The sequence below is a fragment of the Dyella caseinilytica genome (genome assembly GCF_016865235.1).
Lineage (GTDB): Bacteria > Pseudomonadota > Gammaproteobacteria > Xanthomonadales > Rhodanobacteraceae > Dyella_B > Dyella_B caseinilytica.
The window spans coordinates 4,379,883-4,396,099 of record NZ_CP064030.1 but is presented as its reverse complement, the minus strand read 5'-3'; the positions used below and the strand labels follow the sequence as shown (position 1 = coordinate 4,396,099).

The window sequence follows — 16,217 nt, the reverse complement described above, 5'->3', positions numbered from 1 at the left end:
ACAGCCCTCCCTCCCCATGCGCGTTAGCGCATGGGGAGGGAGGGCAACAGGTGACGCCTAAGAGCTAGGGAATTGGATGGTCTGAAGGTTTCAATATGGCCAGGGCACCTGCAGGATGTAGGCCTGCAGATTGGCGGCATCGTTCCGGATCATGGCGGCAACAGCATGTTCCGCATTCATTTCAGAATAGTTTTGATGAACGACGTTTCCATTGCTCATCTCAATATCCCGCCCGGCGTATATAGGAGTGAATCCGTCATCGTTGACCGTCCACTGAAAAGTCTCAGTAGCCCCGGCGACAATGCCTTCTGATTTGGCACGGGCGATCAGGTCTTCGTACTTCTTCTGGATATCAGCCATCGTTTGGGGGCCATTCGCTTTCATCTGCTGATACTTCGCTACAGCGGCATCATGATCCTTCTGCTGTTGCTCAAGACTCATTAGAAGTGCCGGTTCCACCGGTGGACTTGCCACCGACTCCTCCAAGCTCTTGCCTTGGATATCCAGAGAATGCCCCATTTGCTCTATCTGTAACTGGATGCCTTTCTGTTCGGCCTGCATGCCTTGGCGGAGCTTATCGATCTGCTGGCGCTGCGCGTTCTCAGAATCGGCCCTATCTATATTGAAGACGCAGCGGTATTCGATCACTTTGCGTCCACGGTTGTCCGTGCTCTCTTTCCAAGATACCGCGTTACAAACGTTCCGATGGTCGAAGGCCTGACCTATGGTGTACGACGAATTCGCGTCTAGCGTTTGGGCCTTCAGTTTTGAAATGTCGCCGTGACCGCAAGCCGAAAGGCCCACTACATATGCCGTGGTAAGAGCCGCCGTCGATGCCCGACGGCGCGGTTGCACCCCCCACTTCATCAAATTCATGCGCTTCCCCTTTAGTCCGAGTAATTAGCCGCTAGGTGCCCCTTTAGGCTTGCCGTGAGACTTTCAGCAGTGCTCTCAGCGCACATTCCTAGGGGGCATCTACTGCTACAGTAGAGACTACTACGGACACGGTAGATAGGCCATGCTCCTTCAAGCACAACTTCCGTTGCGATTGTTTGACCGACTCGATAGCCGCCACCTTTGCCAAGCGCCTGAAGGCCGCCCGTGCCTTGCGCGGCCTTTCTCAGCGCTCGCTAGGAGGCATGGTGTCCGGTGACAAAGCCAGCGGCAGTGCTCGCATCAATCGATATGAACAGACGGTCAATAGGGCAGACATGGATACGGCAGCTGCTCTTGCGCAGGCGCTACATGTGCCCTTGGCCTACCTATTTGCCGAAGAGGAAGACCAAGCAGATCTCTTGCTAGCTTTTGACAAGTTATCGAAGAGCGAACGAGCCGAACTGCTGAACCTGGCGAAGCACATGGTGGACGACAAAGCAAAAGAATGATGTGCAAGACCCCTCAGCCAGGCATTTCATGGCCCTCTGGCCTAAGTGTTTTGCGCGCACCGGTTCATGCGGTCCCCCCATTTCTCTGTACTCGCGCGGGAGCGTGATACATCGGAACTGGAGACTTAATGAATGCCCTCAGAAAGTCGCCATTAGTCGTATCCCCCGTTTCAGCCTGAAAGAGGGGCGACCGTAAATGAAGTATTCGTAAGAATTTGAAGGAACCTCTGTGTCACGACTAACAGACCTGATTGGCCAAGCCAAAGCGAAAGATCCTCAGTTGGGAGCGGACTTGGACCGTGAGTTCAAGGTGCTGTCAGGGCGACTATCCTTCGGTTTGAACTTTGAGCGGCATCGTCCCGAAGCTGTTGAATTGCCACAGCGTCCTGTTCGCAAGGGCGACAAGGTAAGAGAGTTACCGAAACGAGGTTCAACAAATAAAGGCAAGCAACAACTCTGGCAAGTGAAAGCCATTCGTAAGATCGGCGACGGCAAGGTCGCCGATCTGGAGTCGCTGGGCATAGGGGATGTAGAAGCCAAGTCCGCGCTGGTAGATGACCTAGTAGTGGTGGCTGAGTTTCGCGACAGGATTTATCCGGGCTTGGTCAGTACTGGAAAGGTCAAGCGTGGCAGCGGCAAACCATTTCACACAGTAATTAATGGTGAAAATTTTCATGTTTTGAAGGCATTGACCTATACACACCGAGGCAAGGTCGATGCGATCTACATCGACCCACCGTATAACACGGGTGCGAAGGACTGGAAATACAACAACGATTATGTCGAAGGGGATGATCTGTATCGGCATAGCAAATGGCTTGCGTTCATGGAGCGCCGTTTGCTGTTGGCAAAAGAGTTGCTGAATCCAGACAACTCCGTCCTCATCGTGACCATAGACGAAAAAGAATATCTCCGGCTTGGCCTTTTGCTGGAACAAATCTTTCCTGATGGTGACGTCTCAATGGTCACGAGTGTCATCAGTGCAAAAGGTGCGGTCCGGCCTGGTCGATTTTCACGCGTGGAAGAAAATATTTTCTTTGTCTTCTTTGGCTCCGCCACAGTTAAGTGGTGGAAAAGCAATATGCTACCTAGTGGCAGCGACGATGATACAAGAAATGCTGCGCAGGAAATGGCGCCTATTGAGTGGTTACTGCTCAGGCGACGAGAGCCAACAAGTGTCAGGTCCGCGCGTCCCAATCAGTTCTATCCAATTTTCGTGAGTGCTGGCTCAGGCCAAATCCATTCTATTGGTGACGCCATCACGCCAGATATTCCCCGCCAATCCGTGAAAGCTCCAAGCGGGACTGTCGCATTGTGGCCCTTGAAACCGGATGGTACGGAAATGCTCTGGGGATTAACCCCAGAGGTTCTTCGCAGAAATTGGGCGGACGGGTTCGTCCGTGTCAACAACTGGAAGCCCGCAAAAAAGACTGGGTCGATTCAATATTTACAGACGGGCGTAATCGCCAAGATTAGATCTGGTGACATCACCATAACTGGTCGGTTGGAGGATGGCTCAGTTGTTGGTCATGTGTCAGTTGGAACAAGCGCGGGAACTTCTCCTAAGCGTGTGTGGAATATGAAATCTCACAATGCCGAAACTGGTGGGACGAACTTGATTTCCGCGCTAATTCCCGGGCGTCGATTTCCCTTCCCCAAATCGCTATATGCCGTTGAGGACGCCTTGAGATTCGTAGTTGCCGATAAGCGTGAGGCTGTCATTTTGGACTTCTTCAGCGGATCGGGGACAACGGCACACGCGGTAATGCGCCTCAATCGACAAGATGGAGGGCATCGCCAATGCATTTCAGTTACGAACAATGAGGTTTCCGCGGCTCAGCAAGACGAATTGCGCGCTGAAGGGTTGCGTCCGGGTGATGTCGAGTGGGAGCAATGGGGTATATGTGATCACATTACCAAGCCGCGCGTTGCCGCGGCTATCACCGGGAAAACCCCAGATGGGGTGCCGATAAAGGGTGACTATAAATTCACGGACGAATTCCCGATGGCCGAGGGCTTCAATGAAAGTGCGGAGTTTTTCACTCTGACGTACGAAACATCCATATCCGTTAGCCACAACATGGCCTTTTCACGAATTGCCCCTCTCCTCTGGATGCGCGCTGGAAGTCGTGGCAAACGTATCGACAAGCTGCCCGCTGAAGGGTGGGCAGTGGTGGAGGCTTATGGATTATTGGTGGATGTTGATGCAGTCACTCCCTTTATAAAAGCCGCAAACAAGACCGAAGGATTACGCGTTGCCTATATCGTCACTGATGACGATCGTCGTTTTCAGGCCATAGCGCGACGCTTACCCATAAGTGTGGATCCAGTACGACTGTATGAGTCCTACTTGACTAACTTCAGCTTTGCGAGCGGGGACTGAAAATGAAGTTTACGCTGAAGGAATATCAGACTGACGCCGTTCGAGACGCTCTGAAGAACCTAAAAAGAGCGCGCAAATACTGGCACGCCGATGCGGACAGCACCGCATTCTCGTTGACGGCTGTTACCGGCGCAGGTAAGACGGTGATGGCCGCCGCGACGTTTGAAGCGCTGTTCCATGGCGATGACGAGTTTGACTTTGATGGCGACCCCGGCGCTGTAGTGATTTGGTTTAGCGATAGCCCAGACTTGAATGAGCAGACCCGCTTTCGCTTGATGGAAGCTAGTGACCGCATCAATCACACGGATCTGGTGGTGGTTGAGAACACCTTCAATCGAGCCAAGTTCGAAGCCAAGAAAGTCTACTTTCTCAATACTCAAAAGCTGGGCAAAAAGAGTCTTCTTGTACGTGGTTTCGACCAAGAAGAGTTGGAAGCCAATGCCGGAGATTTGTTGCCCGAAACCCGTCCCGATCTTCGGTCATTCACGATTTGGGACACAATTCGAAATACCATTGAAGACCCAGATCTAACTTTGTACTTTGTGCTTGATGAAGCTCATCGGGGGATGGGTAATCCCAGTGCCGCCAGCCAAAACGCAAAGAGCACCATCGTTCAGCGGATCATCAACGGATCAGGTGGAGTGCCAGGTACACCCGTAGTTTGGGGTATCTCAGCTACCGTCGACCGCTTCAACAAGGCCATGGAAGGGGCGCAGAGACGTACTACATTACCAAATGTAGTGGTTGATCCGAAGAAGGTGCAGGAATCTGGCCTCATCAAGGACAACATCGTGCTCGAAATACCGGATGGCGTCGGTGACTTCGATACCGTCCTCGTACGTCGGGCGACTGATAAGCTGAAAGCCTCCACCGAGGCTTGGGCCGAATATGCTCGGCAACAAAATGAATCCAGGCCTGTCATCCCATTGATGGTTCTCCAGGTACCGAATACTCCCGATCCAAGCGACGTCGGTCGTGCGCTTGACATCATTTACCAAGAGTGGCCTGAACTTCCCAGCGGCAGCGTGGCACATGTGCTGGCTGAACATAGCACTCAGCAGTTCGGTGCTCGAAATGTACCGCACATTTCGCCAGAGCTCGTGCAGGATCAAAAGTGGATTCGTGTACTGATCGCTAAGGACGCCATCAGCACAGGTTGGGACTGCCCGCGTGCTGAGGTGATGGTTTCGTTTCGTGCTGCCAGCGACCACACCCACATTACCCAGTTACTTGGTCGAATGGTTCGTGCCCCCTTAGCTCGTCGTGTCCCAAGCAATGATCGTTTGAATTCGGTGGACTGCCTGTTGCCGAAGTTCGACAAGAAGACCGTTGAGGCTGTTGTAGAGGCACTTATAACAGGTAATGACACGCTACCTCCATCGAGTGGGCGAATCCTCATCAATCCTGTAGAGGTAAAGCCCGATTCATCTGTCCCTAGAGCGATTTGGGACGCATTTGAATCACTGCCTTCGCAAACTCGACCTCAGCATGGTGCAAAGCCCATAAAGCGTCTGACGGCTCTTGCACACGAGCTTGCTTCGGATGACATTCTTCCCAATGCAGGAAAGATAGCTCACGCGGCCATGCACGATGCGCTAGATCAATTTCAAATAAATGAGAGCGAAAAGGTTGATGCTAAGCGACGAGCTGTGCTGACCGTAGAAGGCGAAACGATTACGGTGGATTTGAAGGGTAAGAAGAAGAGTTTCAATGACTTCTGGGAAGATGCCGATATGGCGGTAATCGATGATGTGTATCGTCGCGCCGCTCGTATCTTCAGCCCAGATGTTTCTCGTACGTATGTGGACCATCTTGCTTACAAGATCTCTGAGCCTGATGATCCCGACTTCGAGGAAGCGCTTATTGAGTCGCGTGTCTCGGTGGCTGCTCTGAGCTTGCTCATGGAGGTTCAATCTTATTTCGATGGCATGGCGGATGCTCTTGCGAGGACTTGGCTTAGCCAATACAGCTCCCAGATCAAGATGCTCACCGATGACAGAAAGGAAGCCTACCGGCAAATCGTTGAGATGAGCAAAGAGCCACAGGATGCCGGCCTATTCAAGCCGGAGGCGAGGTTCGAACACACCAAGGAACGTAAGGGCAACGTAGAAATGGATCTTCCCAAATGGAAGAACCATCTGCTTTGTGACGTGAACGGTGATTACCCAGCAAAGCTCAATGACTGGGAAGAGGATGTCATTAAAATCGAGTCCAAACGCAACGGGTTTCGCTTTTGGTATCGAAACCCCCAGCAGCCTGGGCAGTCTTCACTCGGCATCGCTTATAAAGTCGGTGACCGATATGAAATTCTTCGCCCTGACTTCCTTTTTTTTGCCGAGCAGGCAAATGGAAAAATTGCTGTCGATATTGTTGACCCACATGGAACTCATTTGTCTGATGCGCTAGCTAAGCTCCAAGGTCTCGCAATCTACGCAGAGGCGCATTTAAGCGCCTTTAGGCGTATCGAGTCGATTATCAAGGTAGACGAAACATTGAGGATGTTGGACTTGACTCGTGCTGATGTCCGAAATGCCATTGCAAACTTCAAAGACTCGGCGAATCTGGAAGCTCTGTATGCCGGTTCACTGGGCAGCGACTACAAAAGCAAACAAAAATAAGTTATGGCATATCTCACAAGGGGCTGCTTTGTTACGGCAGCCCCTTTTCCATCACATCACGAGCTTCAAGGCTTCGTCCCACGCGCGTTGCTTTAGCATAGCTCCGTGACCGAACCAGGCGGCATCTTGCCGATGATCGTTACTACGTGAGCGTCGATGATGATCAACGTACTCTGTGACACTATTGAGAAGGCCCCATGCTGTACCTTTAGATGTCGGTAGATCGCTTCCCACACCCTGACCCAGATACAGCTCTTTCGTTCTATTAATAGCCCGCTCATTGGTCGTCGGTGCAGCGGCGTTGCCTAGAGAGGGATCCGTAGCAAGATAGGACAAAATCTTCTCGGGAAGCACAAAGACTTTGGCCAGGAACGAGTTAACGGTCTTCTCAGCGATTCGGCAGTTGGCCAGCTCCTTAACGTAATCGGAGAAATCTTGCCACGGCGCAGTGGCAATCCCCATTTGTTGCTTCACGGCTTGCGCGTCGAAATCACTTCGGTGCGACACCTTTATGGCTCCTAAACCCTCCCCAAGGGCTATGGAAAGCGTGTTGTTGCAAACCACTCGAATGGATGTGAACTGAGCTGTAGTAGCTAGGGTGCCATCACATGCAGTTGCCAAAAGCAGATAGCCATTGACCGTGTCGTTTCCTTTCAGGGTCATCGTTTGGTTTGTGCGAGCGAGTGCCCAAAGCTTTTTACCATCTTTTAGGACTCCCGCTGTCTCCAGCTCGTAACCTCCGACGTCTGTAAGATCTCGATAGAACTCCAGGATCTCTGCGGGCTGCACGACTTTGTAGCGACTGGATACAACGGACAGCGGCGTCTTGGTGTCAGAGCGATAGAGCACCTTCTGCCCTGGAAAGACGTGGCGTGATCCGGCAGAGGGTTGACCGTCAACGAACTGTACATCGGCAGTTTCAATTGACCAATCCATGCCGGCTTGCTTGGCCCAGATATCTAGCGGTTGATTTGGAGCAAGGCGATGACCGAGTCCGTGCCAAGGCTTTGCATTGACGTAAGCCATGGATTGAACGAGATGCATGACGAAATCCTTTTAGGGAGTAGAAACGCATAAAGCCCGGCGGATGCCGGGCTTTATGCATGTGTGCTTGGAGAAATTTATTCGCTAAAAGAGATGGATGGCTAGGCCATGTCAGTACCCATGCTTTTGCAAAACCCAGCGAGAAGGCCGATCAGTAGGGTGATGAGAAAAGCGGCCAAGTGTTCTAGTGGAGAGTTGGAAGAAGTCACGAAAGCTCCGGTTTCGGATGAGACTGATAGCGTCAGCATGAGCGCAAGAGCTACTGTTAGCTCTCATTGTCGTGATATGTATTTAAATATTTTTGCACACGAAATTATTGAAAAACGCCCTATACGCACCGATTGGCGTAGATCGTCTTGCGCAATAGCCGCGCAGAAAAGGCAGCCATCGTTTCCAATTCCTTTTCATGCTTCCCGGGATCGGCTATCAACGATGTATCGTGGCCTGTATCGTTAACGTGTGCCCATCGATTCCGATATTGACGCAAAATGTGCAATTCGGAGATGTGCTTCTGACGTAGCTCACTTTCGTCGATTAGTTTGGCGAGCGTCTGTCGGGACATCTGGCTACTTTCAGAGCGCAGATAGGTCTCTATGCCAGCAACTGCTGTCAATATCGACGCCAAGAACGCTCCCGATACGAACGCTTCGTCGGCTGAGCGAACGATGAAAACACACCATTCGGAGAGTATTACTCCTCCCGTGAGGTATTCCTCGTCAAGCGCATTAATGAAATCCCACCGAGCTGTCTCGCTTTCCCCGGGCATTGTTTAGATGCTCGCTCTTGTTAATGGCTAGTTCGAAGCAGTAACGGCTTCATGCAATGGATGCTCAGATGTCAAGCGAGCGAAGAACTGCGGTGGCTGGAACCCCCCATCTACCTTTCTCAATGCCTCAAGTGATAGGGAAATGCGTAGACGTGTAGATTGCTCAAGAACCAACGCAATTCCTTGCTCCGCCTCTCTAAAATACTCGAAGAATTCAAGCTTCGACAATCCAGACACGGGGCCGTAGCGCCGCCACAATGCGGTAGGAGAAGATGTGTGGACCTTGCCAATTTTTGCGTGACCAACAATTGATCCGATCGGCAGCTTGACATAGATCCAAAGCGTGTCTCCCGGAGAGACATTCATGGGGCGCCGCCTCAATTCGACTCGTTTGTGTCCGGCGAAAATGTTGTCCGCGTGACGTGGTTCAAGAGAGATCAGGATGTGTTCGTTATTAGCCACGGCCGAATCCCTCTTGCAGAATCGCTTGAAGTTGTTCGTCAGATATTGCATGGGTGGTAATCAAATCATTAGGGCGACCGCAGCCCAGGCGTTTGAGGACTTTGATATCGACTGGGTTAGGAAGAGGGAAAATATTGTCAAAGATCGTGACGGTTTTCATTGCTGATTTGCCAATGTCAGTAAGATTTGTCGTTGTTAGCACAGACTGTTGAAGATCAGATACAGCGAACGCGTCGCACGCTCTGAGATAGGCTTCGCGCACGCGAGCTACAGCGACAATTTGGCTCCGGCCGCCATCCTTGCCGGACTCGTAGAAGAGCATGAGTGTTCCGCGCTTAAAGTGCTTAAGAGTACTCGGCTGGCTTAAATAGATACGATCGGCATAAAGCGATACCGATGTCTGTGGAAGTAGTGAGCCTTGGCGCGAGTGTCCGAGCAGTGGTTCCGCGTAGACCCGACGGACAGGGGTAATTATTGCGGGTCGCCCGGGCAGAAAAAATAACGTTGGTGCTAGCAATGATTCGAGGCGGTCTAGTGAAACGTGGACGCGATTTCCATCAGGGGTGTGTGCAACCAACTGCTGGTCAGGCCCGCTAAACGTCGGCGCTTGAGCAGGCAGTCGCGGACCACCCTTCGCGGCTAGGGCCGCCCGGCCAGCGCTCCATGTCGTTTGCGTCAGAACTTGGCCAAGGGCCGACTTGACGAAGTAATGGCCCTGCGGTGACCCCACAAAGCCGAGCATGGAACCTACTTCACGCAAATGCGATTGTTGTGGGGGTAACTCAAGTTTCACTTGGCAGGGCCCGCTTCTGCTAAGTCGATCGACTAAATGCAGTAGCAAGATGCGTGCAGCATCGATAGCTTGCGGATGCGATTCGTCCACGGCGGCACGAGCGATAGTCATGCTATCAGTAGTGACGATTGCTGGCCAAGTAACATATCCGACGCAGTTGGATCCACTCCAAACTGCGCACCGAAAGGCTATGCGGCTGCCTTGAGTTTCGATCGGTAGCCAATTGGTGGCGATCGTAGAGCCAGATAAACGTATTTTTTGGCTTAGCAAAGCTCGTACAGCGGGCTCTGCATCGGTGGAAACCGAAAGCAAGCGCAGTGTGTCTTTCTCGGCGGTTTCAAAAGCTTCATCGCTACGCGTCTCGGATTCTTCGAGCTCAAAAGCACCAGAAGACAGCACTTGAATCCCGTAGGTTTGCTCAATTGCAGGCGCCGCGGCCAGCATGGCTGTGTCGTTAGTGATGATGCCCGCCAAATCGTGCTGAATTGCAGTGATAACATGGCGGATGTCGGATCGCTCGTTTGAGGTCAGTGAGCGTTGGCCGACTGTTTGAGGAAAAACGAGCGCAGTAAGTTTTGGAAAAATGCCATCCGCTTCGTTAATCTGATCTATGGGAAGGCACGGAAAAGTCTCGATGTAGGCCTCCATCGGATCCGTATGTCTCGCCTGTAAGTTGCGTTGCAACTCATCGCGAACTTCGCTGCTGATGGCCAAGCGGCAAAAATTCATTCGCTCGGCTTGGAATAAGCCTATAACTTCTGCGCGTCGTAGACGGCGAGGTTGCACATCAAATAGTACATTCATGTCCAGCAAATACATCGGCAGCTCACTAGCAGTCGGTTCCACTAAGCCCAATGGGTTGTGGTCATTCAGTCCGCTGGTGGGGAAAAGCTGCGGTGAATCCAATTCATGGCAGCGGACAAGAATCTGACGATTTCGTGAGGCTCCGCCTTTTTCTGACCGCTGGACATAGAAGCGTTGCTTATGCCAGAAAGCATTGGCGCTGATCAGATCCTCCGCCACCCTTGCATAGATTGAGATAAAGCAACTTTGGGTCAACGACTGACGGAGATAATCAAGTAACTGCGACGCTGCACCGAGTCGCCGAAAAGGTGCAAGGATAAACATCTGGCGTACATGTGCGCGTGGAAAGTGCCGATCAAATAACAGATGACCTGCGTACTGTGGGCCGGTTTGCGTCTGTGCTAAGAGTACGTAGAGTCCATCACGATGGGCGAATTGCTCAAAAATGCTTTGTGCCAGAAACCCGAGTTCGTTCCGATGTGCATCCGAAGCCTTGCACACATCGTCAAGCCATGGCGCCGTGACGTCAAACCCCTCCAATACGTCGAATCGCGTTTCGGTCGACAGGGGTGCATTTTCTCGGTCCATGGTTCCTCGTACCATTTTTGTCCCCACCTGATCCTGGCACTCGTCAGGCCTTACGCCTGATCGGCAACACGTTATCGCGAGCTTTCAGTAGGTCCAAATAGTCAGCCCATGCTTGCATCATCTTGCGACGGGCTGGCAAATGGGTAGTGCGGTTGTAAGCACGTCCGTTGGCATCCTTAACGGCATGAGCCAGCTGGTGCTCAATATGATCTACGGGAAAGCCAAGCTCCTCATCTAGAACTGTCCGAGCCATTGCTCGAAAGCCGTGGCCTGTCATGGTGTTGCTGTCAAAGCCCATATATCGCAAAGCGGCATTAATAGTGTTCTCGCTCATGGGACGGCGCATGCTGCGTGTTCCGGGGAACACGTATTTGCCGCTGCCAGTCAATGGATGAAGCTCGCGCAGAAGCACTACAGCCTGGTCGGACAGTGGAACAAGATGTGGTTGCTTCATCTTCATCTTTACTGCAGCGATGTCCCATGTGGCCTTATTTAGGTCGATTTCAGACCATTCTGCGTGACGTAGTTCATTTGGGCGTACGAACACCAGGGGCGCCAGTTTGAGTGCAGCGACTGTGGCAGGCGAGCCTTGATAGCTGTGTATCGCGCGCAAGAGTTCTCCTATCTTTGATGGAAGAACAATACTGGCAAAATGCTTTGTTTTTGGGCGCTCAAGCGCGCCAATTAAGTCAGCTGCTGGATTGCGTTCGGCACGCCCGGTAGCGATCGCATATCTGAAAATTTGGCCAGCTAGCCCGCGCGCACGATGCGCTGATTCAACGATTCCCCGCTGTTCCATCTTGCGAAGAGCTGCGAGCAAAATTGGAGCTGATACTTCAACGATAGGCAAGTTGCCGATGCTTGCGAGGTCCTTTTCAACCAAGCGTCGGCCACGTTCCACGCTGTTTGCGCCCATGCCTTCCTTTTCGCGCTTGGCGAGAAATTCCAATGCTACTGCCGCGAAGGTGTTATTTGCTTGGTCCAACTTGGTCGCACGTTCAGCCTTGGCGACATGCGCGGGACTTGTTCCTCTCTTCACTAGGGATCGCGCCTTGTCGCGTTCTGCGCGTGCTTTGGCGAGTGGCATGCCGGGGTACTCACCCAAGGCTGCCATGCTCGCTTTACCTGCATGGCGATATCGATAACGCCATAGCTTTGCTCCCGTTGGGCGCACTTCGATGCATAGTCCGTTGGTATCAGCGATGCGATACACCTTGTCACGAGGTTTCAGTGCGCGCAGTTTGGCGTCTGTGAGCATGTGAGTAACGAAATTGTGAGTAAGGGAATGCTGGATGGCTGGTTTTACTCACCACCTTACTCACTTTTCCGCTGGACGCAACTGGGCCTTGGTGGACAACTACGGACAGGTGGGCAAAAAACCCCCCACTTTTTGCTACGTTTAGAGGGTCATCTGGACTTGGATGGATGTTGCTGGACAGAAATGTGGTGGGCCCACCAGGATTCGAACCTGGAACCAAGGGATTCACGTTATCCGAAGGTTTCCCTTCAGCGCGGACTATCTCTTCACCCTCCGACGTGTCGGGTGGGGTGCGGGACGCTCGAGCCTGTTATGAAGGGCGCTGAAGCCCTCAGGTAGTCTCTGCACCTTCCGGCGGTGTACCGCCGGCTTGGCTCAGGGTTGCCATCGATCCGCGCGAGGCGTCGTTAAGGTTTCCCTGAATTCATCCCGATCCCGTCCATGCATTACTGCGTGGCGGCACCTTTCGATGAGTCCCCTGCTCTAACCGTTGAGCTATAGGCCCTATCTCGCTTGGGATGATACCAGCATGGCGGCGGACGCGGTGTCGTTCTGCGGTGCAAAAAAGTCGGCGGGTGCTGCTACGCGATCCGTTTCTTTAACGCAGCTGGGCTTAGATTAAGTGCCCCTTTCTACGCGGAGGTGGAGCCATGAGTACCGAGATGGTGGCGAAGCGGTTGGTGACGCTGTGTCGCGAGGGCAAGTATGAGGAGGCGCAGCAGGAGCTGTATGCCAAGGATGCGATTAGCCTCGAGCCGCAGGAGATGGCGGATGGGCCGCTGGGAAACGTAAAGGGATTGAAGGCGATTCTCGAGAAGGGCCATCAGTTTATGGAGAGTGTGGAGCAGATCCACAAGAACGAAGTGAGCGATCCGGTGGTGGCGGATGGCTGGTTCAGTGTTGCGATGCACATCGATGCCACGATGAAGGGGCGTGGGCGGACGGATATGCGTGAGATCTGCGTGTATCACGTGAAGAATGACCGGATTGTGCAGGAGCAGTTTTTCTACGATGTGCATTGAGCTGTAGGGCTGTGGCTCGATGCGCTCGTGGTAAAGGATCGATTTGAGCTGGTGGATGTTTTGATGAGCCGTCATTTTCGCGAAAGCGGGAATCCATGTACCTTGCGCTTAAACACGACGTGGATTCCCGCTTTCGCGGGAATGACGGCGTGGGGACGTGGGGAAATGGAATGCCCTGGCAGATGGATAGATCCACTGCTTGATAGATCCACTGCGCATCAGGGATGAATTTCTTGGCTGGATTGGCCACTCACTCCGACCCTCTCCTTGTTCCTCAAAGCCGAGCACGTCCATGTGCTCTCCCCGTATGCTCCGGAGGGGAGGGGGAGGAAAGCATAAAAAAAGCCCCGCGTTTGCGGGGCTTTTTGTTGGTGCGTGGTGCGTTTTGCTTAGTCGATATCGAGAAAGCTGCGCAGTTGTTCGGAGCGGCTCGGGTGACGCAGTTTGCGCAGGGCCTTGGCTTCAATCTGGCGGATGCGCTCGCGGGTGACGTCGAACTGCTTGCCGACTTCTTCCAGCGTGTGATCGGTGTTCATGTCGATGCCGAAGCGCATGCGCAGCACTTTCGCTTCGCGCGGCGTGAGGCCGGCGAGGACGTCGCGCACGGTTTCCACGAGGCCCGTTTCCGTCGCCGAATCGATCGGCGAGCTGGCGTTGGTGTCTTCGATGAAATCGCCCAAATGCGAATCTTCGTCGTCGCCGATCGGGGTTTCCATCGAGATCGGTTCTTTGGCGATCTTCAGCACCTTGCGGATCTTGTCTTCCGGCATGTCCATTTCTTTGGACAGTTCTTCCGGCGTCGGCTCACGACCAAACTGCTGCAGCATCTGACGGGAGATGCGGTTGAGCTTGTTGATCGTTTCGATCATGTGCACCGGAATACGGATGGTGCGTGCCTGGTCGGCGATCGAACGCGTGATGGCCTGACGGATCCACCACGTGGCGTACGTGGAGAACTTGTAGCCGCGACGGTATTCGAACTTGTCCACGGCCTTCATCAGGCCGATGTTGCCTTCCTGGATCAGGTCGAGGAATTGCAGGCCGCGGTTGGTGTACTTCTTGGCGATGGAGATCACCAGACGCAGGTTGGCCTCCACCATTTCTTTCTTGGCGCGGCGTGCTTTCGCCTCACCGACCGACATGCTGCGGTTGATTTCCTTGATGTCGGTCAGCGGCAGGAACAGTTTCTTTTCGATCGAGGCGAGCTTTTCCTGCTCGGCGTCGATGTGTTCGCGATGGGTCTTGATGTTCGGCGACCACTTCTGGCGCTTGCGGCCCAGCTCTTCGGCCCAGGCGAGGTTGCCCTCGTTGCTGGGGAAGGCTTTGAGGAATTCGGCCTTGGGCATCTTCACGTGCTTGACGAAGATTTCCATCAGCACGCGCTCGTGATGACGGATGTCGCCTACGACTTCGCGCAGCTTGCGCACGAAGCTGTCGATCAGTGCGGACGGCAGCTTGAGCTTGAGGAATTCCTCAGCCATCTGGTCGCGCAGCTTGGTGACTTTCTTGTCGTTGATGTCGGTCGCTTTGGGGGCGGCCTTCTGGAATTTGCCGTAGTAGTCGCGCAGCAGTTCCATGCGGCGCTTCACTTCTTCCGGATCGGGACCGCTGGGACCTGCCTCTTCGTCGTCTGCGGCGCCTTCGACGTCGTCTTCTTCGTCCTCGTCCTCGTCGCTGTCAGCGGCCAGCTCTTCGGCTTCGGCGAGGGCGGCATCGGCGGCTTGTTCCAGGTCGGCGAAGCCGGCCAGGATTTCGCTGAGGCGGCGCTTGCCGTCCAGATGCTGGTCGTACTCTTCCAGCAGCAGCTCGATGGTCAGCGGGAAGCTGGCCAGTGCGGTCTGCACCTGGGTGAGGCCTTCTTCGATGCGCTTGGCGATGGCGATTTCGCCTTCGCGGGTGAGCAGCTCGACCGTACCCATTTCGCGCATGTACATGCGTACAGGGTCGGTGGTGCGGCCCACTTCGGCGTCGACGGCGGACAGCAACGCCACGGCTTCTTCGGCGGCGGTTTCGTCGTCGGTGGCGGAGCCGGGGGCGGTGTCGGCTAGCGGGTCGGCATCCGGCGCGGCATCGTGTACGTCAATGCCGACGCCTTTGAGCACCGCCATGATGTCTTCGATCTGCTCCGGATCGACGATGTCGTCGGGGAGGTGATCGTTGATCTCGGCGTAAGTCAGATAGCCCTGCTCCAAACCCTTGGAGATGAGCGCTTTAATTTCCGACTGTTGCTCGTGGGCTTTGTTATTCATACCGGCCGCCGCGGGATAGGAACCAATCAGTATAGCGATGTGCTGCTTTTTTGACCAGTTTTCAAGTGGAAAATTCGGATTCGCACGCACGCAAAAATCGCGCCAAATTGGGGATTTCAGCGTAAATGCGGGGATTTATGTGGCATTCGCTTGCACGTGAAGGTTTCAACGCACATCGAGCCAGAAAGTTACCGGGCCATCGTTGACCAGATGTACCTGCATATGGGCGCCGAACCGTCCTATTTCCACTGCTGGGTGCGTTTTTTTTGCTAATTCGACCAATCGCTCGAACCAGCGGCGCCCCTCTTCCGGCGAGGCGGCGGTGGTGAAGCTGGGGCGCATGCCGGAACGGGTGTCGGCAGCCAGGGTGAACTGACTGACCAGCAGCAGGCCGCCGCCGGTGTCCGAGAGGGAACGGTTCATCTTGCCGGCCTCGTCCGAGAACACGCGGTAACCAAGCAGGCGTTCGAGCATGCGTTTGGTCTGAGCCTCGCCATCCTCCGGTTGCACGGCAACCAGCGCCAGCAGGCCGGCGCCAATCGCACCGACGGTTTCGTTTTCGACGTCGACACGTGCGGAGAGGACGCGCTGGATCAGGGCGATCATGGATGGCGAGCTGGCGGGGGGAAAAGTGCGGCAACTGTGCAGGGGAATGGCTGGGGCGTAAAGAGGAGATGGCTGGTGATGGCTGAGGGTTCTTTCTTGTAAGCGGCAGGAAGTTTCGGGGCTTGAGGCCGGGTTGTTCGTTTCAAGAAATCTTCATTCTGGAATGAGTGGTGCAGCCCGTCGTCCCGGCGAAGGCCGGGACCTAGTGACTTTATGGCGGGCAAAGGCGCTGGGTCCCG

General features: G+C 53.9%; 11 protein-coding genes. 4 read left to right on the top strand and 7 right to left on the bottom strand.

Annotated features, from left to right (window positions below):
- Positions 1–90: 90 nt before the first annotated feature.
- Positions 91–876 (bottom strand): hypothetical protein, encoded by a 786-nt coding sequence (locus tag ISN74_RS19385; RefSeq protein ID WP_188795531.1) that lies wholly within the window; start codon positions 874–876, stop codon positions 91–93.
- Between the two features lie 176 nt (positions 877–1,052).
- On the opposite strand from ISN74_RS19385, the gene ISN74_RS19380 reads away from it, so the two are divergent.
- From ISN74_RS19380 to ISN74_RS19370, 3 genes are all read left to right on the top strand, one after another.
- Entirely contained in the window at positions 1,053–1,385 is a 333-nt protein-coding gene (locus ISN74_RS19380) for a helix-turn-helix domain-containing protein (protein ID WP_188795529.1), read from the top strand.
- A 229-nt stretch (positions 1,386–1,614) separates the two neighbouring features.
- Positions 1,615–3,768, top strand: coding sequence for a site-specific DNA-methyltransferase (locus ISN74_RS19375; RefSeq protein WP_188795527.1), 2,154 nt, complete (start codon positions 1,615–1,617; stop codon positions 3,766–3,768).
- Positions 3,769–3,770: 2 nt separating this feature from the next.
- On the top strand, positions 3,771–6,386 hold the full coding sequence (locus ISN74_RS19370) for a DEAD/DEAH box helicase (protein ID WP_188795525.1): 2,616 nt from the start codon (positions 3,771–3,773) through the stop codon (positions 6,384–6,386).
- A gap of 51 nt (positions 6,387–6,437) precedes the next feature.
- Here ISN74_RS19370 and ISN74_RS19365 read toward each other — a convergent pair whose 3' ends face one another.
- The 4 genes from ISN74_RS19365 to ISN74_RS19350 all read right to left on the bottom strand — a co-directional run bounded on the left by ISN74_RS19365 (position 6,438) and on the right by ISN74_RS19350 (position 12,101).
- On the bottom strand, positions 6,438–7,430 hold the full coding sequence (locus ISN74_RS19365; RefSeq protein ID WP_188795523.1) for a DUF932 domain-containing protein: 993 nt from the start codon (positions 7,428–7,430) through the stop codon (positions 6,438–6,440).
- A 793-nt stretch (positions 7,431–8,223) separates the two neighbouring features.
- The gene (locus ISN74_RS19360; RefSeq protein ID WP_188795521.1) at positions 8,224–8,658 is read right to left on the bottom strand and encodes an ASCH domain-containing protein; all 435 of its coding nucleotides are present in this window, start codon (positions 8,656–8,658) and stop codon (positions 8,224–8,226) included.
- Complete coding sequence (locus ISN74_RS19355) at positions 8,651–10,843, bottom strand: GNAT family N-acetyltransferase (protein WP_188795519.1); 2,193 nt, start codon at positions 10,841–10,843, stop codon at positions 8,651–8,653. The genes ISN74_RS19360 and ISN74_RS19355 overlap by 8 nt, the downstream gene beginning before the upstream one ends.
- Before the next feature lie 43 nt (positions 10,844–10,886).
- A complete protein-coding gene (locus ISN74_RS19350; protein WP_188795517.1) occupies positions 10,887–12,101 on the bottom strand; it encodes a tyrosine-type recombinase/integrase in 1,215 nt (404 codons plus the stop codon).
- Positions 12,102–12,751: 650 nt separating this feature from the next.
- Between ISN74_RS19350 and ISN74_RS19345 the strand changes: the two genes are divergently transcribed.
- Positions 12,752–13,123 (top strand): nuclear transport factor 2 family protein, encoded by a 372-nt coding sequence (locus tag ISN74_RS19345; RefSeq protein ID WP_188795515.1) that lies wholly within the window; start codon positions 12,752–12,754, stop codon positions 13,121–13,123.
- A gap of 389 nt (positions 13,124–13,512) precedes the next feature.
- Here ISN74_RS19345 and rpoD read toward each other — a convergent pair whose 3' ends face one another.
- Positions 13,513–15,372 carry an RNA polymerase sigma factor RpoD gene (gene rpoD / locus ISN74_RS19340; protein ID WP_188795513.1) on the bottom strand — a complete coding sequence of 620 codons (1,860 nt, stop codon included), beginning with the start codon at positions 15,370–15,372 and terminating at the stop codon, positions 13,513–13,515.
- Positions 15,373–15,537: 165 nt separating this feature from the next.
- Entirely contained in the window at positions 15,538–15,978 is a 441-nt protein-coding gene (dtd, locus tag ISN74_RS19335; protein ID WP_188795511.1) for a D-aminoacyl-tRNA deacylase, read from the bottom strand.
- Positions 15,979–16,217 lie beyond the last annotated feature (239 nt).

What these genes read in the sequence shown, in the direction of transcription:
- ISN74_RS19385 (WP_188795531.1), bottom strand. Translation starts at nt 876, where the DNA reads ATGAATTTGATGAAGTGGGGGGTGCAACCGCGCCGTCGGGCATCGACG.
- ISN74_RS19370 (WP_188795525.1), top strand. Translation starts at nt 3,771, where the DNA reads ATGAAGTTTACGCTGAAGGAATATCAGACTGACGCCGTTCGAGACGCT.
- ISN74_RS19365 (WP_188795523.1), bottom strand. Translation starts at nt 7,430, where the DNA reads ATGCATCTCGTTCAATCCATGGCTTACGTCAATGCAAAGCCTTGGCAC.
- ISN74_RS19355 (WP_188795519.1), bottom strand. Translation starts at nt 10,843, where the DNA reads ATGGACCGAGAAAATGCACCCCTGTCGACCGAAACGCGATTCGACGTA.
- ISN74_RS19350 (WP_188795517.1), bottom strand. Translation starts at nt 12,101, where the DNA reads ATGCTCACAGACGCCAAACTGCGCGCACTGAAACCTCGTGACAAGGTG.
- ISN74_RS19345 (WP_188795515.1), top strand. Translation starts at nt 12,752, where the DNA reads ATGAGTACCGAGATGGTGGCGAAGCGGTTGGTGACGCTGTGTCGCGAG.
- rpoD (WP_188795513.1), bottom strand. Translation starts at nt 15,372, where the DNA reads ATGAATAACAAAGCCCACGAGCAACAGTCGGAAATTAAAGCGCTCATC.
- dtd (WP_188795511.1), bottom strand. Translation starts at nt 15,978, where the DNA reads ATGATCGCCCTGATCCAGCGCGTCCTCTCCGCACGTGTCGACGTCGAA.